The organism is Pedobacter faecalis (assembly GCF_030182585.1).
In the GTDB taxonomy this organism is placed as follows: Bacteria; Bacteroidota; Bacteroidia; order Sphingobacteriales; family Sphingobacteriaceae; genus Pedobacter; species Pedobacter faecalis.
In genome coordinates this window covers 1,868,401-1,887,921 of record NZ_JARXOW010000001.1, presented here as the reverse complement: position 1 = coordinate 1,887,921, position 19,521 = coordinate 1,868,401, and the positions used below count along the sequence as shown (strand labels likewise).

Genomic DNA, 19,521 nt, shown 5'->3' with positions numbered 1-19,521 from the left:
CCCTTCATCTTGAAAATCACCAAAGTAGATTTGGTGAAATCAATTTGAATGGTTATGAAAAATAAAAGAAACGTCAGCTACGCGCTGATCTTGTTGCTGGTTGTTGCCGGCGGACTGGTATTCGCAAACCGCGAAATTAAAAACGAAAATAGGCGGTCGCCAAGGCCCTTATCGAATGCCGAAAAGAAAGCTGCCCGGGATGCCAGAAAAGCCTGGGAGGCTACTCCCGACGGCATAAAGTTCAAGGAATGGGAGAACTCTCCTGCGGGTCGGAAAATACATGCCAGTCATGATAAAATAAGGAAGTACATAAAGGATTTTTCCAATATGGAGGCTGTGGTAACCTCTGTTACTTTTCAGCGTACCTACGCACAACCATCACCAAAATGGCTTATTGTCCGCATCGAGGACGAGGAGTACATGATGCAGTTTATTCCCAAGGATTTTCAGCGGTTAAAAAGCCTGAAAGTTAACGACAAAATTACTTTGAGAAGTCGCAGTGCAGGCTATTCGCCTAATCACCCTTATCTGATCATATCGGGCGACTATATCGAAAAAGACAATAAGGTGCTTTTTAAAGCTGATCCGAGCAAAAACAACGGCTGTTGAGGGAGAGCTGTCTGGCCTCTGCTATTGCTTGCTGCCCGGATACTGCCCGGATACTACCCGGATACTACCCGGATGTTGCCCGGGTTGAAGCGCTTAGCTTCCGACCAGGATCGGGGTGGTATCCGGCTAGCATAGCTTAGCTGTTTTTTCACTACTTTGCGCTTAGAAAAGGAATAAATACTATGAGCAATACCGAAAAAAAGCTGCCATCAGAACGCCAGGAAGAGTTGCTGGCCATCCTTAAGGAAAGGTTTGAGAAAAACATGAGCCGTCACGAGGGCTTAAAATGGGCCGACGTACAGGCGAAACTTATCGCCGCTCCTGAGAAGTTGTGGATACTCGATGAAATGGAAGTTACCGGCGGCGAACCTGACGTGGTGGGATATGACAAAAAAACGGGGGAATATATCTTTTTTGATTGCGTAGCAGAGAGCCCTAAAGGACGGCGAAGCATATGCTACGATCCTGAGGCGCTGGAATCGCGGAAGGAGCACAAGCCGGCCAATAGTGCTTTGGGCATGGCCAGGCAGATGGGTATAGAGATACTGACGGAACAGCAATACCGGGAATTGCAGCAAAAGGGTAAGTTTGATACCAAGACATCCAGCTGGATCCGCACGCCAGAGGAGATCAGGAAACTGGGCGGGGCTATCTTTGCTGATTACCGGTACGGAACGGTGTTTGTATACCACAACGGGGCTGAATCTTACTACGGGGCAAGGGGCTTCCGGGGCTCGCTGAGGGTTTGATAACCCGATGGCTATCACGGTCTTAAAATGTGAATAAATGTTAAATTTTTAAATCGCTTGGTTTTTGTAATTACTTTTAGTTTACCAAAAACAAAACGATGAACGGATTTAAAAAGCTTAACAACCTCACAGGCTGGGCTGTGTTTCTTTTTTCACTTACCATCTACTGGCTCACCATGGAGCCTACAGTAAGTTTCTGGGATTGCGGTGAGTTTATCGCTGCGGCCGACAAACTTCAGATTGGTCACCAGCCGGGTGCACCGCTTTTTCTCATGATCGGAAAGATGTTCTCGCTGCTGGCTGCAGGTGAACCGGACAAGGTGGCGTATTGGATCAACTTTTCCTCTGCTTTGTTTAGTGCGGCTACGGTAATGTTTCTGTACTGGACCATAGTGCTGCTCGTGGCCAGGGTTTACAAGTCAGAATCTTTTGTCGCCATAGCAGCGGGCGTAACAGGTGCGCTGGCGCTAACTTTTTCCGATACCTTCTGGTTCTCCGCCGCAGAGGCTGAAGTGTATTCCCTTTCTATTCTGTTTACCGCCATCGTGTTTTGGTCGGCCCTGATGTGGGAGCGGAAAAATGACGACCGCTGGCTCGTGCTCATCGCCTTCATCGTCGGATTGTCTATAGGGGTGCATTTGCTTAGTCTGCTCGTTATCCCTGCTGTCGTGCTTATCGGCTATTTCAAGAAAACCGCCCGTGCTACCCCTTTCGGCCTATTGAAAGCGATTGGTCTCTCTGCCCTGCTTTGGGTGCTGGTTCAGTATGTGGTGATCCAGTACACGGTTTTAGTCGCTGCCAAGTTTGATATGTTCTTCGTAAATCAGCTGAACTTTGGTTTTGGTTCCGGTGTACTGTTCTTTCTGCTGCTCCTTTCTGCAGGCTTAGTGGCGGCGATCATGTACAGCGTCAGACACAAAAAATACGTGCTTAATCTGGGGCTAACCTGCCTTGCCTTCCTGTATTTTGGTTTTAGCGCATACGCGCTGATCATTATCCGGGCCAATGCCAAGCCGGACCTGAACCTTTCTGATCCCGATAATGCTTACGGCTTATACAATTATCTTGGTCGCACCAACTATGGCAGCACGCCGCTGTTGTTCGGACCAACCTTCGATGCTCAGCCTGTCGACGTGAAAGAAACGGGCGTTGAATACCGCAGAGGCAAGGATAAATATGAGGTCGCCGGAGAAAAGCTGGACTATGTATATGGCGAGAATATGTTTTTCCCAAGAGTGTACAGCAGCAAACCGCACCATATCCAGTTTTACCAGCAATGGATGAACCTGGCAGAGGGCGAAACACCTTCATTCATGAAGAACTTGAAGTTCTTTTTCACGTATCAGCTTGATTTTATGTACTGGCGCTATTTCTTTTGGAATTTTGCTGGTCGGCAAAACGATGTGCAGGGCTACGCCGGTAAGATGGAGGGCAACTGGCTCAGCGGCATCAAGTGGCTCGACAAGATGCGTTTGGAGAAACAGCAGAATCTTCCGCCGAGTATTACGCAGAACGAGGGTTATAACCGGTTTTATGCTTTGCCGCTTGTGCTTGGGGTTGTGGGACTGATATTCATGTTTAAACGGAGCAGGCGCGATGCGCTTGTCGTAATGGCCTTTTTCTTTATGACCGGTCCGGCCATCATATTATATCTCAACCAGGATCCGATGCAGGTGCGGGAGCGCGACTATGCTTATGTGGGGTCTTTCTACGCTTTTGCTATCCTGATCGGATTTGCTATACCTGCAATCAAGGCTATGCTTCAGCGGGTTTCCAGGCCTGCGGTGGCGCTTGTGGTGGCTAGCTTCACAGGCTTACTTGCCGGGCCGGTAATTATGGGCTTCGAGGGTTGGGACGATCATAATCGCTCGGGTAAAACCACGGCTCTGGAATGGGCCAAAAACTATCTTAATTCCTGCGCTCCAAATGCCATACTGATCACCAATGCCGATAACGATACTTTTCCCTTATGGTATGTGCAGCAGGTGGAAGGCTTCCGGACCGATGTAAGGGTCGTTAATTACCAGTATTTGTCGAGCGACGACTACATAGATCAGCTAAAGCGACCAATGGGTAAGTCGGCCCCGCTGCCGGTCAGCATGGACGAAAGCAAATATGTGCAGGGTCGGAGGGATTTCATGCGCTATGTAGATTACGGGATCCAGGACAGCGTTGAACTGGGCGAACTCCTGTCGGTACTTACCTCTGACAACAACGAAGATAAGCTGCCCATGAATGATGGGAGTTACGAGAATTTTCTGCCGACCAGGAAGCTGAAGATTACGGTCGACGCCGCTCAGGTGATACAAACGGGCACTGTAGCTGAAAAGGAGAAAGATAAGATTGCGCCCAAAATGGAATGGGAATTCAACCGGAACGCAGTCAGCAAAGCAGATCTGGTTATTTTTGATTTGCTGGCAACGAACAACTGGAAGCGGCCGGTGTATTTTGCGAGTACGGTAGGAGAGGAGACCTATGTGGGGCTCGACAAATACTTGTACCTGGAGGGTTTTGCGCATCGCTTGCTGCCCCTGAAGCGGTCGGCCGGCGACGACCGTTCAAAAACGGAGGTGACCAATTCAGATGTGATGTATCACAATGTGATGAACCGCTTTGATCAGCGCGGATATAAAACGGCGCGGTACCTGGATCCGGAGAGCAGACGCATAGCCAAGGGCAGCTGGCTGATCGTAAATACCTTGTCGGCCAACCTGCTCACGGAAAACAAGTCGCACATGGCGCGCAACCTTATGCTGAAAAGTGTAAAGGAGCTGCCACTTAAAATATATAGCATTGATGATACGCTGGTCAGGCTCCAAACGGCTGAGCATTTGTATCTCACTCAGCATACAAAGGCGGCAGATCAGCTGGTAAAGCAAACGGCCGACTTTCTGAACGCTGAACTGGCTTATTTCGGTTCCTTAGGCTCAGACCGCTTCCTGTATTATGAGCGTGATATCCGGGCAGGTTTATTTGTGCTGAATAAATTGCAGCTGCTGACCGCCGCGTTTGGCAAGACTGAACTAAGCAATTATGTAAAAGATCGTTTTGAAAAGCAAAAGGCCACCTTTATTTAGGCTGGCCGCCCGATAGCAGGTGGTCAAGGAAGTCGGCCACTTTCTGGTTGCCGTAGTCAGCCGCGCCTACGCCTCTGTAGACGATCTGACCTGATTTATTCAGGATCACGGTAGTGGGAAGCGATCCTGAAAACATGGTGTCGGGGATGTCGCTGGCTATGGTATGCACGGGCAGTGCAAAGCCTTTTTTCTTCATATAGGCAAGTGCAGCCTCCGGCTTGCCATCGGCATCTGCCATAATGAAGACCAGGTCTTGCTTGCTTTTGTAATTGTTGTACAGCTTGTTTATGCCCGGCATCTCTGCGCGGCAGGGCGGGCACCAGGTCGCCCAGAAATTAATAAACACCACCTTTCCTTTTAAGTCGCCCGTACTTATACTGCGGCCCGACGCATCTTTAAATATCACGTTCTGCGTCGACGCTGCGCTATGTTTAACCGCCGGCATCTCGGGCTGAAACAGACCCACTGCCATTAAACCCCTTAACAGTACGGATTTGACATCGGGGAAAACGAACATGGATACCGCTAAACCGATCAGCAGCACCGTGCTAAGGTTGGAAAAAGAAAACCAGGTCTTTTTGTCTTTTGTCGGAATCTCTGCAAGCATAAAATGGTTTTTAGGTAAAGATGGTGATTAAAAATGAGAGGATTGTTTGAATTTTGCAAGGATCTGTTTGAACAGGGATAACGCCGCCCTTGCCGGCGCAAGCATCTTTGTATCATAAATTTAAATCATTATGAAAACAAGAAAAACATGGTTCGTTACAGGTGCTTCTAAAGGTCTGGGTTTAACCCTTGTTAAAAGACTACTGGCACATGGTTATCAGGTAGCAGCCACCTCAAGAACAGTCGACGCCCTAAGAAAAGCGGTGAATGCCGATACGGAAAACTTTTTACCGCTGAGCATGGATTTAATAAACGAGGCTGACGTGCAGCGCGCGGTAGCAGACGCCCGCGAGCGGTTTGGAACTATCGATGTGGTGGTCAACAATGCCGGATACGGATTGATGGGCGGACTGGAGGAACTCAGCGACGAGGAAGCGAGAAAGAATTTTGATGTCAACGTGTTTGGCTCGCTCAACGTGATCCGCGCCATACTTCCACACTTCAGGGAACAACAGAATGGTCAGATCTTTAATATTTCTTCTATCGGAGGTTTTTCTGGCGGCTATCCTGCCTTTGGTATTTATTGTGCCACGAAGTTTGCGGTCAACGGCTTCACAGAATCCTTGTATCAGGAAGTAAAGCCTTTCGGTATCAACGTTACCCTGGTCATGCCCGGTTATTTTCGCACCAACTTTCTTGAAAGCGATTCGCTTGTGGCTCCGAAAACGCAGATTGACGCGTACGAAAACGTCAGACAAATGCAGGTCCTGCATCAGGAGACAATAAATCGCAATCAGCCCAATGATCCTGAAAAGGCAGCGGCAGTTTTAATGGAGGTTGCACTTCAGGATGAGCCGGTTCTGCATCTGTTCCTTGGGGCAGACGCCTATGAAACTGCAGAAGGCAAGATAGCGATGGTTCAAAAAGACATGGAATCTGTGCGTCATCTGGCAACTCAGACAGCTTTTGACTAAATTAGCTTTATGAAATCCACTGAAACTCTGGAAGATTTTTATCGGGTCAAGTTCGGCATCAACTACGAAGGCATAAATGCCGATCTTGGCCACTTTAATGTCTTTAAAATGGAAGATTGTTCTGGTCCCGGCAAACCGCCTGTGCAATACAGTCGCCGGGACTTTTACAAAATTGCTTTACTGCGCGGCACGCATCTTTATCATTATGGCGATAAGACCTTGCAGGTGTCGGGAAGTACGCTGATCTTCTTTAATCCGCAGATACCTTACACCTTTCAGCCGCTTACCGAAACGCAGGAAGGATATTTCTGTATTTTCAAAGACGCCTTTTTTACAGGTCATCTCCGCAGTGGCATTAAAGACCTGCCTATGTATGCACCCGGCTGTAAGCCAGCCTATGTACTGAACAGCGAGCAGGATGAGGCATTCGCCCGTATCTTCGATAAAATGGTTGAGGAGATGCAATCCGATTACGTGTTCAAATCAGATCTGATCCGCACATATATCATGGAGATTATCCACGGCGCCTTAAAGCTGCAGCCCTCGGAAACGCTCTATAAGCATACCGACGCCAATGCCCGCATTGCGGCGGTCTTCACCGAGCTCCTGGAAAGGCAATTTCCGATAGAGTCGCGGTCGCAGCACTTCCAGTTGCGATCGGCCAAGGATTTTGCAGAGAAACTTAACCTGCATCCTAATCACCTGAACAGGGCCATTAAAGCCGTGACAGGCAAAACCACGACCTCGCATATTACCGAACGCGTGGTAACGGAAGCCATTGCGCTGCTGAAGCATACCGACTGGAATATTTCGGAGATCAGTTTTACCCTGGGCTTTGAACAGCCGGCACATTTTACCAACTTCTTTAAGAGGCAGACCAGCTTAACACCCAGCGCTTTCCGGGTGTAGTATCATCACATTATGTGACGGTGGTCACGTTTCTTCATGGCATTTAGCGGCAACTTTGAAATATCAAACCTTGATATGAAAAGTTTACTGCTCACTGTTTTTTTATGTGGTCTCTGGTTCGGGACATTTGCTCAGGACAGTCCCGTGAAGGATCCGGGACGCATTCAGTTTAAGTCGGCCCAGCCTTTCCCCGATGCCCATCATCCACTAGCGCTGAAGCGCTTTTATGATGCTTCCGGTGGCAAGCTCGTCTGGCTCAGCGGCGATCAAAAGAAGCTGACTCAGGTATATGATGCACTGCTCTTGCTCGATTGTGTAATTCAATATGGTCTTCAACCGGGCGACTACCATAACGATAAGCTTTCTTTCGAGCGGTTAAAGGTGGTGCAGGAAATGAAAGGCAAGACTGGGGAAGCTCAACGTCTGGAGTTCGACCTGCTCCTCAGCGATGCACTGATTACATTTATCAATCATCTTCATTTCGGAAAGTTTAATCCTGATTATTCTTCAGCTTTGCTCGACAAGGCCCCCGTTAAAGGCTTCGATGCCACTGTAATTTTGCGGGGGGCTTTGGCAGGAAGGGATTTTCGTGCAGCTATTCTGAACGTTCAGCCTAAAACTGATGCATACAGGCAGTTGCAGGCACATATGCGCCTGATGAATGGCCAATATACGGGCGACTGCTACGAGTTCCCTGAGGGCGAGGTACGAAAGATTGCCATGAATATGGAACGTGCAAAATGGAATCACGTTGCCTACCAGACCTGTGCCGTTAAGGATGGTGTACCGGTGTTTTTTGACGATCCGGATAAGTTAGATGAGAAGCTTGAAAAATTGATGTTTAAATGAAAAAGATCGTTGTTTCGGAGGCAGGAACTGCGTCAAACGCTAATCTGCTTAGTTATGCACACTCGCTGGCCGAGCCATTAAGCGCAAAGGTAGAAGTTCGGGATAATTTAGCAGAGAATGGCCGGTCTGACGTGATGTTAACCGTTGTGGGGCCAGATACTGTGCTGGACACCCCTTATCTCGTTGTGCCTGATGGGTTTAAGTACCGGCCTGTACGGCGAATTGCCCTTGCCGTAGATTTTTTAAGTGCAGATATCCATGCGGTTCAGTCGGCCGCCAGCTTCGCCCGACGGTTTAACGCAGATCTCGTGATCGTATATATTACAGGGGATGAAAGGGAGGCTGTAAAGTCGCGCAAGCATGGTGCAGATTTTTTAAATGAAGTCACCTGCAAGATCAATTACGATCGCATCTATTTTCGGCAGGTCTCTGCTGTCAGCGTAGCCCAGGGGCTCGATTGGTACAGTGAATTTGGACTGGTCGACATCCTGATCATGACGCACCGCAGCAACAATGGTTCGGCATCTGTCGGCGAGGGATTTTGCAGAGCGCTTGCGCCGCTGACCAACATTCCGCTGCTTGTACTTCCTGAAGGGGTTTATCCGGTATTCTAATCCTTAGCAAACTACCACATGAACAAATCAGAAATCGTATTCCTCGACGGTCCCCAATCAAGATGGAAGGAGTTCAAGTTTACACTAAATATCTTGTCTCAGTTTATACGCGGGTTCAGGTCACTCCATTTTGTCGGCCCCTGTATAACAGTATTCGGATCGGCCAGGTTTAAAGAAGATCACCCTTATTATGATTTCACCAAAAAAGCCTCTGCTGAGTTTGCCAGACTGGGCTTCACCATAATGACCGGTGGCGGGCCCGGATTGATGGAGGCGGCCAATCGCGGAGCGAAGGAAGTCGGCGGGCGCAGTGTCGGATGCAATATCAAATTGCCCATGGAGCAGGCTCCAAACCGGTATCTCGACAAGTGGGTGGAGATGAAGCATTTCTTCGTCAGAAAGGTATTGCTTGTGAAGTACTCTTTTGCTTTTGTGGCGATGCCGGGCGGTTATGGTACGTTGGATGAGCTTTTTGAGGCGCTGACCTTAATACAGACAGGCTCGATTAAAAATTTTCCGGTCATTATTCTTGGGCAGGAATACCACGGCGAGCTTTTATCGTATATTGATCATATGCTGCGCTGCGGTACAATAAGTGAACAGGATGCTAAAATGTTCCTGGTTACGGACGACATTCAGGAAGCCGTCGAAATGATACGGGAAAAGAGCATCAAAGCATACGGCTTGCTGCCGCGGAACAAGCAAAGGCCTTTCCGCTGGTTGTTTGAAAGGCAATAAATACTCTTGCTTTCTGCCGTTGTAAAAGATCGCAAGTTTCGGGTTTCGCAGTTAAGAAATCATGCTGATATTCGTGTATTCATTTGATGTAGAACCCGGGTATCTGTATGGAGCAACAAGCGTTAAATTATGAAAGGATTGCAGCGGCTATAGCTTTTATCAAAGCCAATTTTAAGACGCAGCCGACACTGGAGGAAATTGCTGCTCATGTGCACCTGAGCCCTTACCATTTTCAAAAGTTATTTACGGACTGGGCCGGTACATCACCTAAAAAGTTTCTGCAGTATGTCAGTATAGGCTATGCCAAGTCGCTCCTGGCAAGCGGTCGGCCCACCCTCTTTACCGTAGCCTCAGAAACCGGTCTGTCGGGCACCGGCAGGCTGCACGACCTGTTTGTCGGCATTGAAGGCATGACGCCTGCGGAATATAAGATGGGCGGGAAGTCGCTTCAAATTAGGTATAGCTATGCCTTTACGCCCTTCGGTCAGGTGATTGTGGCGTCTACGACCAAAGGTATTTGTTTTATGGCCTTTCATTCCGATAAACAGGTTGCATTTGAAGATTTAAGAAGCCGTTTTCCTAACGCCTTGTACCGAGAAGGCTCGGATGAACATCAGCAAAATGCGCTGGCTATATTTCATAAAGACGCCACGCTGCCTCAGATCAAGCTTCACCTTAAGGGTACGGATTTCCAGTTGAAGGTATGGGATGCCTTGCTCAAGATACCGGCAAGCGGAGTTTGCAGCTACGGAACGCTGGCACGGCAGATCGACTATCCTAATGCGTCAAGAGCCGTGGGAACAGCCATCGGCGCCAATCCAATCGCCTACCTGATCCCCTGTCACCGGGTGATACAAGCCAGCGGTGACACCGGAGGGTATATGTGGGGCGGCATCCGCAAACTTGCGATCTTAGCCTGGGAGGCTGGTCAACTCGGAGAAAAGTCGCTATATTAGGGACTATGAAACACATTTCGATTTTAGTTCCGAGAGGTGCCATACTGGGTAGCCTGGAAGGCTCGCGGCAGTTGTTTAGTCAGGTGAATCAGTTTGCAAAACAACAGGGAAAGCCACCGGTATTCCAGGTGGAGCTGATCGGGCTGACCAGGGAAACGCCGGTCAGCGGCGGCTTGTTTACCGTTAATACCGATTCTTTGGTCGACGACGTGGCGCAGACAGACCTTATCATCATTCCTGCTGTCGACGGCGATTTGTCGGACGCCATAGATCAGAATAAGGCCTTCCTGCCCTGGATAAAAAAACAATACGAAGCTGGAGCGGAGGTTGCCAGCCTTTGTCTGGGTGCTTTCCTGCTAGCTTCTACAGGTTTGCTAAGCGGCCGGAAATGCGCTACGCACTGGATGGCCGAAAGTGCCTTCCGTCAGATGTTTCCTGATGTGCAGCTGGTAACGCAAAAGATTATTACCGACGAGCACCGCATTTATTCCAGCGGTGGTGCGTTTTCGTATCTCAACCTGATTCTGTATCTTATCGAGAAATATGCAGGGAGGGAGATCGCTGTGCTTTCTGCTAAGGTATTCGCTATAGAGCTGGACAGGCAAAACCAATTACCTTTTACCATTTTTCAGGGTCAGAAAGGACATGAAGATGAGCCGGTCAAAAAAATTCAGGAGTATATAGAAAGTAATTTTCAAAAGAAAATAACAATCGATGAACTGGCTTCCATGCAGGCTATTGGTCGCCGCAACCTGGAACGCAGATTTAAAAAGGCTACGGACAATACGATCGTAGAATATATCCAGCGTGTGAAGATAGAGGCAGCCAAAATGAGCCTGGAATCGTCGAGAGAAAACATCAATGAGGTGATGTATAAGGTGGGCTATACAGACACCAAAGCTTTTCGGAGTACTTTTAAGCGTGTGACGGGCCTGTCACCCATCCAGTACAGGGCAAAATATAACCGGGTGATGTCGGCCTGATGAGAGTTAAGATCATCACGGCCCTGTTGCTAGCCTGCCTTGCACTCTTTCTGGCATGGGGCGTGAGCCGGACAGCTTTCAACGAAATGCTGGAAACGGTGGAAAACATCTCTGCACCGAGTGAGCGCCTCCGGCTGGTCAACGTGATATCCAGGAGGATCGGGGGACTAGAACAGCTTCAACGGCTACCCAACCTGAATGTTTCGGCACAGTACAGTAAAGGCTTTAAGGCTTCGCGTGAGCTGCGGATTGCGCTTGATTCGCTCGGCGTGCTGTATAAGGAGGATACCGTACAACTGTCCAGGATCAGCGCGATAAAAAAGCTACTGTCAAGACGCGATAAGCAGTTTGTGAATTATCTCAGGGTGCGCGCCGCTATGATGAACGACAAGGCCTTCTCTGAACAGGTCAGGGATGTGAGCGATATGGTGAATAAGAGAGATGCCCAGTCCGACAGTACCATTTTAGCCAGGGAGCAAAAGACTTCCACCACTACAGTCTATCCCACTGACGAAAAGCCCAGGAGTTTCTTTGGCCGGATTTTCGGGCGGAAACGTCCTTCCGATGATAGCCCGATCCGTATTGTGAGCGAGGAGAAGGTGGTACGTGATACCATAGCGGTATCCGCCGAAGACAGTCTCACGCACAATCTAGAGCGTTCTCTTCAGGTCATCGCCGCCCAGCAGCGAAAGCAGCAGGCTAACTTTCTGGGCAGAGAGGCGGAACTGGCCGTGGCGAACGAAAAACTGATCGGTCAGATGGTCGATGTGCTGAGCCAGGTGGAGGCTGAAGTGGTGAGTCAGATCGAGCAAAGCGGTTTTAAGGCGAAAGGCGTTGTGAACACCAGTATCAGGACAATAAGCATCATTTTTTTGGTGTTCGTTTTCCTGATGGCTATCCTGTTATATTTTATTTTAACAGATCTTACCCGAAGCAAAAGATATCGCGCTGAGCTCGAAAAAGCGAAAGAGGAAGCAGAGTATCACGGTATGGCAAAGCAGCGTTTTCTGGCGAATATGAGTCACGAGATCAGGACGCCTTTACAGTCGATCATCGGCTATGCGGATCTGATCCGTAACGAGAAGGAACCAAAAAAATCGGACATAGAGGCCATCCACCATTCTTCCGAACACCTGCTGCAAATTGTAAATGAAATACTGGATTATAACCGGATCACCTCGGGTAAGTTTAGTTTTGCGAGCGACTTGTTTGATATGCGCAAGCTGCTCGACGAGGTCATGTCGGTCATGCGTTTGCAATCGGATGCCCGGGGGCTTACGCTGTCTTCCGAATTCCAGCTCGAACCGGTCCGCTTTGTTTTCGGTGATCCCTTTCGGCTTAAACAGATCTTGTACAATTTGCTGGGTAATGCCGTTAAGTTCACCCCTAAGGGGGAAGTAAAGCTGAAAGTGTTCTTTAAGCAACGGCACGACGAGTTGTATTTTACGTTTGTAGTGGCCGATACGGGTGTGGGCATGACGGAGGCCGAGACGCAGATCATTTTTAATGAGTTTGAACAGGCTGGCGCGGTTGACGGTCATGTGGCCAACCGTATGGGTACAGGGCTGGGGCTCAGCATTATTAAGTCGCTCATTGAGCAGCAGGGCGGTCGGATCTATGTAAAGAGCAAACCTGGTGCGGGTAGTGTATTCACCGTCTATCTGACCTTCCGGGCAGCGGCACAACAGATCGATATACCAGACAAGCCGGAAGCGAAAGTTTTTTCTGAAGGTAAGGTCTGGCTGGTAGACGATGACCCGCTTATACTCGATTTATTTTCGGTCATTTTTGAACGGCACTTTATCCCTTATAAACGCTTTGACGCTCCGCTGGATATGCTTAATGAAGCCTGGGACGAGCGCGTAAAAAATGTGTTCATCGATATTCGCATGCCGGGGATGGACGGCATTACACTGTGTAAGGAGATGAGAAAAAGGATTACTCCCGGTGTAAAGCTATATGCGGTAACGGCCCAGGTGCTTCCCGACGAAAGGGAGTTGTTACTTGCCAGCGGCTTTGATCACTTGGTGATGAAGCCTTTCCGGGAATCGGAGATCATCGCTTTGTTTACAGAGCAGGGCTCGCCGGACAATAGTCCTAAACTCGACCTGACTGCGCTGCGGAAAATGACTTACGGCGATGAGGAACAGCTTAAAAAGATTCTGTCGAGATTTGTTCTGGACTCAAGAAATGATATAGCGCAGGCCAGGTTGGCCATAGAAGCAGGGGATACCGCTAATGTCCGGTTGATTGTTCACCGGATCGCTGGTCGCACCGCTCAGATCGGAGCTGCTGAACTGGCCTCTGAATTCAGGCGTTGCGAAATCGCGCTCACCGAAGGAAAGGAGGCGGATATTCTGCCACTTTTAGAGGGGCTTGATCGGCTGTGTGAGAAAGCCTCGCAAATCACTTCATAGACCGGGATCTCTTAATCGATCTCGTAGCGCTCCATCTTGCTATAGAGCGTCTTGCGGTCGATATTAAGCAGTTTGGCGGCTTTTGACTTATTGTACTTTACCTTGATCAGTGTTTCAACGATCATCGCCCGCTCGTTCGTTTCGTTGATGGCTTTCAGGTCTGATCCCGATGCCTTAGGGTCCTGGTTGATCGCAATGATCATTTCCTCTGGTAAAGATCCCGCTTCTGCGGTGTCGCCGGGGGTCAGCAGGACCATCCGTTTGATGACGTTTTTGAGTTCCCTGAGATTTCCCGGCCAGTCATACCGCATGAGCAGTTCTTTGGCTTCTGCCGAAATGTGCTTTACATTCCTGTTCAGGTCCTTGTTGGCCAGCGCAACAAAATGATCGATGAACAACTCGATATCCTTCCCCCGGCTACGCAATGGCGGCAGCTGAATTTTAAATTCGTTAAGTCTGTGGTAAAGATCTTCCCGGAAGGTGCCATTGGCAACACTTGTTTTTAAATCGTCGTTTGTGGCTGCGATGATGCGCACATCGGTTTTAATCGTTTTGGTGCCTCCCACGGGCTGTATCACCCGTTCCTGCAAGGCACGCAGTAATTTGATCTGCACTTCGTAACTCAGGTTGCCGATTTCATCCAGAAAAATTGTCCCCTTATTGGCTGCCTGAAATTGGCCGGCCTTGTCAGAAAGGGCCCCGGTAAAAGCACCTTTAACGTGTCCGAACAGTTCGCTGGCTGCAAGTTCTTTTGATAAAGCGCCGCAGTCGATCGCAATAAAAGGATGCTCTTTACGGCTGCTCTGCATATGTACCGCCCTCGCAGCGTATTCTTTTCCCGTTCCGCTTTCGCCCTGAATAATGACCGACATATTTGTGGGGGCTACCAACGCTATATGTTCGTATAACTTTTCAGCATTCGGGCTTTTACCCTTCAAGGCATCAGCAAATTCAATGCTGGAGGGCGTATCGCCGCTGTTAAGTGCATGATTGATGACCATGAGCAACTCATCAGGGTTCACCGGCTTTGTGATATAATCGACCGCACCCATTTGCATCGATCTTACGGCTGTACGCACGTCGTTGAAGCTGGTCATGATCACAACCGGGACATCCATCTGCCTGTCCCGTAAATAGGAAAGTACGTCGATGCCCGTGCCGTCGGGAAGGCGGTAATCAAGGAGGATGATCTCCGGTGATTGCCGCTCCAGGGCTGGGAGACTGGTTTTAATGTCCTGGTATAAAACAGCTTGATGCCCGTTTTTAGTCAGGAAGCCCTCCAATATATGGGAGAAAGTTAAATCATCTTCAATGATTAGTGTTTTTGCCATAGGGGATGGGTAGATGTGTTACAAAACTACGAAATCCCGTGCTAAAAGGTGTAGAACCTTTACAATACCTGAATCTTTTTGTAAATTTGCTAATATGCTGTCTAAAAAAACAAAGTATGCGATAAAGGCGCTTGTGGCACTGGGCAAGAACACTGGAAATCCGCCGATGCAAATTGTTCGGCTTGCGGAACAGGAGATGATTCCCCGGAAGTTTCTTGAACAGATTTTGCTCGATATGCGTAATGCCGGCTATCTGTACAGTAAAAAGGGTGCCGGTGGCGGCTACAGTTTAAACAAGGATCCCCGGGATATCTTTTTAGCGGATATTTTAAGGATTACCGACGGGCCTATTGCCATGGTACCCTGCGCCAGTTTAAAGTTTTACCGCAAATGTGATGAGTGTCATGATGAGGTCACATGTGGTATCCGAAAAACTTTTATAGATGTGAGAAACGCCACACTTAACGTTCTTGCTTCAACTTCTATTGCCGATGTCATGGCAAGAGAGACAGATAATATCGTTGTAAGTTAAAATTGGTGATTATCACCGGTGGATGCTTACGCGCATATCCTTTTTTAAGACTAACTTTGAAAAAACTAATTTTTATGATTGAAAAAATGATGAACAATTTTCGTAAGGGCCTGCTGGGCGTTGGATTGATGGTTGCCGTCCCTTTCTTGTCTTTTTCGCAAAAGCCGAACTGGCAGAATCTTGATTTACAGGCCGATTCTACATTCGGGATCAGTACCGAAAAAGCCTACAGCGAATTGTTGAAAGGAAAGAAGTCGAAGAAAGTGACTGTTGCGGTGGTAGATTCCGGAGTGGATATTGAACATGAAGACCTTAAGCCGGTAATCTGGGTCAATCCGAAGGAAAAGGCGGGGAACGGCAAGGATGATGACAAAAACGGTTATACTGATGACGTTAAAGGCTGGAGTTTCTTGGGTTCAGCGAAAGGATCAATCAATAACGAAACTTTGGAGCTGACCCGTTTGGTGAGACGCGATAAAGCCAGATTTGGTGACAAGGATGCTTCTCAGATTCCTGCAGCAGACAAAGCCGCTTATGAAACTTATTTAAAAAATAAAGCTGCATTTGATCAGGAGGTCGCTGAAGCGAAGGCTGGCCTGGAGCAGTTTTCGGCAGTGAAAAATGCCATCGACGGTGTTGTAAAAAAAATGGGGAAAGAAAACCCTACGCTTGAGGATTTTAAAGCGTTGGATCCGGCTGACAATATGGAGGCTAATGTTAAGCGGATCATGCTTCAGCAACTAGAAGGCAAAACCTTTGCTGAGTTCTACAAATCTCAGATCGAACCGGGATATGAGCACTACCATAGCCAGCTGGAGTACAACCTTAATCTTGATTATGATCCTCGTTCTATTGTTGGAGATGATCCGAACAACATGAAGGAACGCTTTTATGGAACTGCCGAGGTGCAGGGCCCGGACGCAAGACACGGAACCCACGTTGCTGGTATTATTGGTGCAATGCGCACAAACAGTCTTGGCATTATGGGTGTAGCTGACAATGTAGATATTATGGTGGTGCGTGCTGTTCCTAACGGCGACGAGCGTGATAAGGATGTGGCAAACGCCATTCGCTATGCTGTTGATAAGGGTGCTAAAGTGATCAATATGAGCTTTGGAAAGTCGTATTCCTGGGACAAGGGCATCGTAGATGAAGCTGTAAAGTATGCTGTTTCTAAAGATGTACTGCTTGTACATGCTGCAGGTAATGACAACAACAATCTTGAAGAGAAGGAGAATTTTCCTGACCCAAGATATGTGGACGGAGGCGTAGCAAGTTCATGGTTAACCGTAGGTGCCTCTGGTTGGAAGAATGACGGAACTATTAAGGCGAGCTTTTCTAATTACGGTAAGACCACTGTGGACGTGTTTGCGCCTGGTGTGAATATTAACTCAACAGTACCTGGTTCAAAATACGAAAAGTTAAACGGTACCAGTATGGCCGCTCCGGTAGTAGCAGGTCTGGCTGCTTTAATCCGTTCGTATTATCCTAAGTTAACAGCCGTTCAGGTAAAAGATATCATTATGAAGTCGGTAGTTAAAGTTGACCAGTCGGTTACCATCACAGACGACTCAGGTGCTAAGACGGTACCTTTCAGTGACCTGTGTGTAACAGGTGGAATCGTTAACGCCTACAATGCTTTAAAACTGGCAGAGGGTTATAAATAGTAAAATAGAAAGATCGTTGAGAAGCCGCTGGAGATTTAAATCTTTAGCGGCTTTTATTTTATAGATCTTTATTATAATCCTTACTATGGACTTTATTCGGCACAATACTTGTTGAATGCTTATCACTTCAACAAACAAATATCAATATGAAAAAATTGTTTATTACCCTTATTGGATGTGCAGCGATGTTTTTCTTTAACGAGAGCACCGCACAGGCACAAAATTACAGAACCGCGCTTGGAATGCGTATTGAGGCAGGAGATGGCTCAACGGGCGTTGGTTTTAATGCAAAGCACTTCTTTAGCAGTAATACAGCTATCGACGCCAACCTGTTGTTTTATGATGGGGATGTGATCGGACTAGGCGCAGAACTTCAATGGAACGATCGTGTAAAAGGGGCATCGGGACTTGACTGGTATTTAGGTCTTGGTCCGAATTTTCTTTTCGGTGACGAGATTACTGTAGTTCAGCTAAGACCGGTAGCCGGACTTGATTATAAAATTCCGAGTGCACCGATAGACTTTGCTTTTGATTGGAGACCAGCTTTCCGTTTAAATCATGGTACTGATTTCTCAGCCGCACGCTTCGGAATTTCTTTGCGTTATGCATTCTAGAGATACATCTCTATAAACAAAAAAAAAAACGCCGTGGCAACCACGGCGTTTTTTTTGTTTCGGCCTCTGGCTATCTGAGCCAGCCTTTGAGCACTGCTTTTTGTTTAGCGGTGGCCTTAGGATCTATGGTAGCCTCCAGTTTAACATTTGGATTCGCTTTCAGTGTCACCTTGAAATCTCTGATGAGCCCGTCTCTTCTTACGCGGATGTTTACAGACTCCCCGGGTTTTTTGCTCATAATAACCGGCATGTTCTCGATAGAAATATCCACTGGGACGTCATCTACACTGATCAATTCATCGTTTACGTTAATACCGTCGGTCCATGCAGCAGAATTTCGCGACACGGCGGATACAAAGAATCCTGCTTCCGTACGCTTCGTCGCTGTTCCGAGGTAAGGAATGTTGAGGCCTTCAGTGATGTTCTTCACTTTTATGCCGGCATAACCAAAGTATTTCTCATAATCCAGGGGACCGGTGCCATTCACATATTTCTCCCAAAACGCTGTGAAATCTGCTCCGCTGATCTTCTCAACCATGGCCTTGAATTCGGCATCGGTATACCCACGGCCCTTGGCTTTGTAATATTCGTCGTACATCGCTTTCATTACGTCATCCAGGTTTTTTGCTCCCTTTGTTGCATTCGATATCTCTAAGTCCATAAACATTCCCAGTACCTCACCTTTGCTGTAATAGGAGACGGTGCTGTTGTTCGAGTTTTCGTTTGGCCTGTAATATTTGATCCAGGCATCGTAACTGGCTTCTGCAACCGATTGTATTTTTGCTCCGGGGGTGTTGACCACACCAGTTATTGCCGTGGCCAGGTTTTGCACAGTTTCCTGGTCCGTGAGGAACCCGGAACGGTGCATCAGTTTGTTTTCATAGTAAGCGGTAAATCCTTCCGCTACCCATAGGCTTGTGGTGTAATTCTCGTTCTCGTAATCGAAAGGTCCGAGTGCCTGCGGTCTTAGCCTCTTTACGTTCCAGAGATGATAGTACTCATGCGCCACCAGGTTGAGGAAACCGAGATAGGTTTTAGGGTTGGTATAGCCATTTCGTGTCGCGCCCAGCACGGTTGAATTCAGGTGTTCCAGTCCCCCGCCGCCGCTCTGATAGTTATGCACTATAAAAGTGTAATGTTTATTCGGGTTTTCACCATACATAGCGGTTGCTTCTTCAACAATGCGGGCCATATCTTTCTGCAGTTTCTCCGCGTCGTAATTGCCGCCTCCAACCATGGCTACTTCATGCTTAACTCCCCCGGCGGTAAATTCAAACACATCCTGGTTGCCCACTTCAATCGGGCTGTCGTACAGAATATCAAAATTAGCAGCCGCATAGGTAAAGGGCTCACCCGCTACAGGCTCCAGTCCGGTAGATACTTTTTCCCAGCCTTTGAAAGGCTTGATGCGAACAGTGCTCGGCATGTCGAGCATACCATCGGGATACATAAAAACACCTGTGGTTGACAAGAAAGCGTGGTTGTCGTCTACAAATGAGGTGCGCACAGAAACTTCAAAAGCATAAATGCGGTATTTTATCTTGACGCTGTTTGCATTTGCACTATAAATGCGCCAGGCGTTTTTCCTGATTTTCTCCGTGCGGATGGACTTACTATTCGCACTTGCAGTCAGGCCTTCGATATTTTTGGAAAATTCCCTGACCAGGTAAGATCCAGGCGCCCAAACTGGCATTCTGATGTCGACGTGGTCCTTCTTTAACCCCGAAATTGTCATTTCGATTTCGGCATAATGGGCCTGTGGTTCGGTAAAGCTAACTTCAAATCCAATTTTAACCTGAGACTTGCTGATCATATTAAATGCGAGTAGAATAATGATGGTGGCTGCTGCTGTTTTCATATAACACAAACAATAAATTGCCCAAACTTACCCAAAAA

Annotated in this window: 17 protein-coding genes; 14 read left to right on the top strand and 3 right to left on the bottom strand. The window is 48.0% G+C overall.

What is annotated here, in order from left to right:
• The first annotated feature begins 54 nt into the window (after positions 1–54).
• The 3 genes from QEP07_RS08520 (at position 55) to QEP07_RS08510 (ending at position 4,435) form a co-directional block, all read left to right on the top strand.
• Positions 55–609 carry a hypothetical protein gene (locus tag QEP07_RS08520; protein ID WP_285009488.1) on the top strand — a complete coding sequence of 185 codons (555 nt, stop codon included), beginning with the start codon at positions 55–57 and terminating at the stop codon, positions 607–609.
• A 182-nt stretch (positions 610–791) separates the two neighbouring features.
• Positions 792–1,358 (top strand): DUF4256 domain-containing protein, encoded by a 567-nt coding sequence (locus QEP07_RS08515; RefSeq protein ID WP_285009486.1) that lies wholly within the window; start codon positions 792–794, stop codon positions 1,356–1,358.
• Between the two features lie 98 nt (positions 1,359–1,456).
• Positions 1,457–4,435, top strand: coding sequence for a glycosyltransferase family 117 protein (locus QEP07_RS08510; protein ID WP_285009484.1), 2,979 nt, complete (start codon positions 1,457–1,459; stop codon positions 4,433–4,435).
• Here QEP07_RS08510 and QEP07_RS08505 read toward each other — a convergent pair.
• A complete protein-coding gene (locus QEP07_RS08505; protein WP_285009482.1) occupies positions 4,428–5,042 on the bottom strand; it encodes a TlpA family protein disulfide reductase in 615 nt (204 codons plus the stop codon). The genes QEP07_RS08510 and QEP07_RS08505 overlap by 8 nt on opposite strands.
• A gap of 130 nt (positions 5,043–5,172) precedes the next feature.
• Between QEP07_RS08505 and QEP07_RS08500 the strand changes: the two genes are divergently transcribed.
• The 8 genes from QEP07_RS08500 (at position 5,173) to QEP07_RS08465 (ending at position 13,481) form a co-directional block, all read left to right on the top strand.
• Positions 5,173–6,015, top strand: a complete 843-nt coding sequence (locus QEP07_RS08500) for an SDR family oxidoreductase (RefSeq protein WP_285009480.1) — start codon at positions 5,173–5,175, stop codon at positions 6,013–6,015.
• Between the two features lie 9 nt (positions 6,016–6,024).
• Positions 6,025–6,924, top strand: coding sequence for a helix-turn-helix domain-containing protein (locus tag QEP07_RS08495; RefSeq protein WP_285009478.1), 900 nt, complete (start codon positions 6,025–6,027; stop codon positions 6,922–6,924).
• A 75-nt stretch (positions 6,925–6,999) separates the two neighbouring features.
• A complete protein-coding gene (locus QEP07_RS08490) occupies positions 7,000–7,773 on the top strand; it encodes a L,D-transpeptidase scaffold domain-containing protein (protein ID WP_285009476.1) in 774 nt (257 codons plus the stop codon).
• Positions 7,770–8,387 carry a hypothetical protein gene (locus QEP07_RS08485; RefSeq protein ID WP_285009474.1) on the top strand — a complete coding sequence of 206 codons (618 nt, stop codon included), beginning with the start codon at positions 7,770–7,772 and terminating at the stop codon, positions 8,385–8,387. The genes QEP07_RS08490 and QEP07_RS08485 overlap by 4 nt, the downstream gene beginning before the upstream one ends.
• Positions 8,388–8,405: 18 nt before the next feature.
• Complete coding sequence (locus tag QEP07_RS08480; RefSeq protein WP_285009472.1) at positions 8,406–9,125, top strand: LOG family protein; 720 nt, start codon at positions 8,406–8,408, stop codon at positions 9,123–9,125.
• A gap of 107 nt (positions 9,126–9,232) precedes the next feature.
• Positions 9,233–10,081 carry a bifunctional helix-turn-helix domain-containing protein/methylated-DNA--[protein]-cysteine S-methyltransferase gene (locus QEP07_RS08475; protein ID WP_256003678.1) on the top strand — a complete coding sequence of 283 codons (849 nt, stop codon included), beginning with the start codon at positions 9,233–9,235 and terminating at the stop codon, positions 10,079–10,081.
• 5 nt (positions 10,082–10,086) lie between these two features.
• Positions 10,087–11,064: a GlxA family transcriptional regulator gene (locus QEP07_RS08470; RefSeq protein WP_285009470.1), complete on the top strand. Its 978-nt coding sequence runs from the start codon at positions 10,087–10,089 to the stop codon at positions 11,062–11,064.
• Entirely contained in the window at positions 11,064–13,481 is a 2,418-nt protein-coding gene (locus QEP07_RS08465) for an ATP-binding protein (RefSeq protein WP_285009468.1), read from the top strand. Before QEP07_RS08470 ends, QEP07_RS08465 begins: the two co-directional genes overlap by 1 nt.
• A gap of 11 nt (positions 13,482–13,492) precedes the next feature.
• On the opposite strand, the gene QEP07_RS08460 is transcribed toward QEP07_RS08465, so the two are convergent.
• The gene (locus QEP07_RS08460) at positions 13,493–14,812 is read right to left on the bottom strand and encodes a sigma-54-dependent transcriptional regulator (RefSeq protein WP_285009466.1); all 1,320 of its coding nucleotides are present in this window, start codon (positions 14,810–14,812) and stop codon (positions 13,493–13,495) included.
• 94 nt (positions 14,813–14,906) lie between these two features.
• Between QEP07_RS08460 and QEP07_RS08455 the strand changes: the two genes are divergently transcribed.
• The 3 genes from QEP07_RS08455 (at position 14,907) to QEP07_RS08445 (ending at position 17,625) form a co-directional block, all read left to right on the top strand.
• Positions 14,907–15,344 carry an RrF2 family transcriptional regulator gene (locus tag QEP07_RS08455; RefSeq protein ID WP_285009464.1) on the top strand — a complete coding sequence of 146 codons (438 nt, stop codon included), beginning with the start codon at positions 14,907–14,909 and terminating at the stop codon, positions 15,342–15,344.
• 74 nt (positions 15,345–15,418) lie between these two features.
• On the top strand, positions 15,419–17,011 hold the full coding sequence (locus QEP07_RS08450) for a S8 family peptidase (RefSeq protein WP_285009462.1): 1,593 nt from the start codon (positions 15,419–15,421) through the stop codon (positions 17,009–17,011).
• A gap of 146 nt (positions 17,012–17,157) precedes the next feature.
• Positions 17,158–17,625, top strand: a complete 468-nt coding sequence (locus tag QEP07_RS08445) for a hypothetical protein (protein WP_285009460.1) — start codon at positions 17,158–17,160, stop codon at positions 17,623–17,625.
• Positions 17,626–17,695: 70 nt separating this feature from the next.
• On the opposite strand, the gene QEP07_RS08440 is transcribed toward QEP07_RS08445, so the two are convergent.
• Entirely contained in the window at positions 17,696–19,483 is a 1,788-nt protein-coding gene (locus QEP07_RS08440; RefSeq protein ID WP_285009458.1) for a M61 family metallopeptidase, read from the bottom strand.
• Between the last annotated feature and the right edge of the window lie 38 nt (positions 19,484–19,521).

Bases quoted from the DNA above. Each gene is read 5' to 3' on its own strand.
- QEP07_RS08480 (WP_285009472.1), top strand. From the start codon at position 8,406: ATGAACAAATCAGAAATCGTATTCCTCGACGGTCCCCAATCAAGATGG.
- QEP07_RS08520 (WP_285009488.1), top strand. From the start codon at position 55: ATGAAAAATAAAAGAAACGTCAGCTACGCGCTGATCTTGTTGCTGGTT.
- QEP07_RS08485 (WP_285009474.1), top strand. From the start codon at position 7,770: ATGAAAAAGATCGTTGTTTCGGAGGCAGGAACTGCGTCAAACGCTAAT.
- QEP07_RS08500 (WP_285009480.1), top strand. From the start codon at position 5,173: ATGAAAACAAGAAAAACATGGTTCGTTACAGGTGCTTCTAAAGGTCTG.
- QEP07_RS08465 (WP_285009468.1), top strand. From the start codon at position 11,064: ATGAGAGTTAAGATCATCACGGCCCTGTTGCTAGCCTGCCTTGCACTC.
- QEP07_RS08470 (WP_285009470.1), top strand. From the start codon at position 10,087: ATGAAACACATTTCGATTTTAGTTCCGAGAGGTGCCATACTGGGTAGC.
- QEP07_RS08510 (WP_285009484.1), top strand. From the start codon at position 1,457: ATGAACGGATTTAAAAAGCTTAACAACCTCACAGGCTGGGCTGTGTTT.
- QEP07_RS08490 (WP_285009476.1), top strand. From the start codon at position 7,000: ATGAAAAGTTTACTGCTCACTGTTTTTTTATGTGGTCTCTGGTTCGGG.
- QEP07_RS08455 (WP_285009464.1), top strand. From the start codon at position 14,907: ATGCTGTCTAAAAAAACAAAGTATGCGATAAAGGCGCTTGTGGCACTG.
- QEP07_RS08460 (WP_285009466.1), bottom strand. From the start codon at position 14,812: ATGGCAAAAACACTAATCATTGAAGATGATTTAACTTTCTCCCATATA.
- QEP07_RS08475 (WP_256003678.1), top strand. From the start codon at position 9,233: ATGGAGCAACAAGCGTTAAATTATGAAAGGATTGCAGCGGCTATAGCT.
- QEP07_RS08450 (WP_285009462.1), top strand. From the start codon at position 15,419: ATGATTGAAAAAATGATGAACAATTTTCGTAAGGGCCTGCTGGGCGTT.
- QEP07_RS08515 (WP_285009486.1), top strand. From the start codon at position 792: ATGAGCAATACCGAAAAAAAGCTGCCATCAGAACGCCAGGAAGAGTTG.
- QEP07_RS08445 (WP_285009460.1), top strand. From the start codon at position 17,158: ATGAAAAAATTGTTTATTACCCTTATTGGATGTGCAGCGATGTTTTTC.
- QEP07_RS08495 (WP_285009478.1), top strand. From the start codon at position 6,025: ATGAAATCCACTGAAACTCTGGAAGATTTTTATCGGGTCAAGTTCGGC.
- QEP07_RS08505 (WP_285009482.1), bottom strand. From the start codon at position 5,042: ATGCTTGCAGAGATTCCGACAAAAGACAAAAAGACCTGGTTTTCTTTT.
- QEP07_RS08440 (WP_285009458.1), bottom strand. From the start codon at position 19,483: ATGAAAACAGCAGCAGCCACCATCATTATTCTACTCGCATTTAATATG.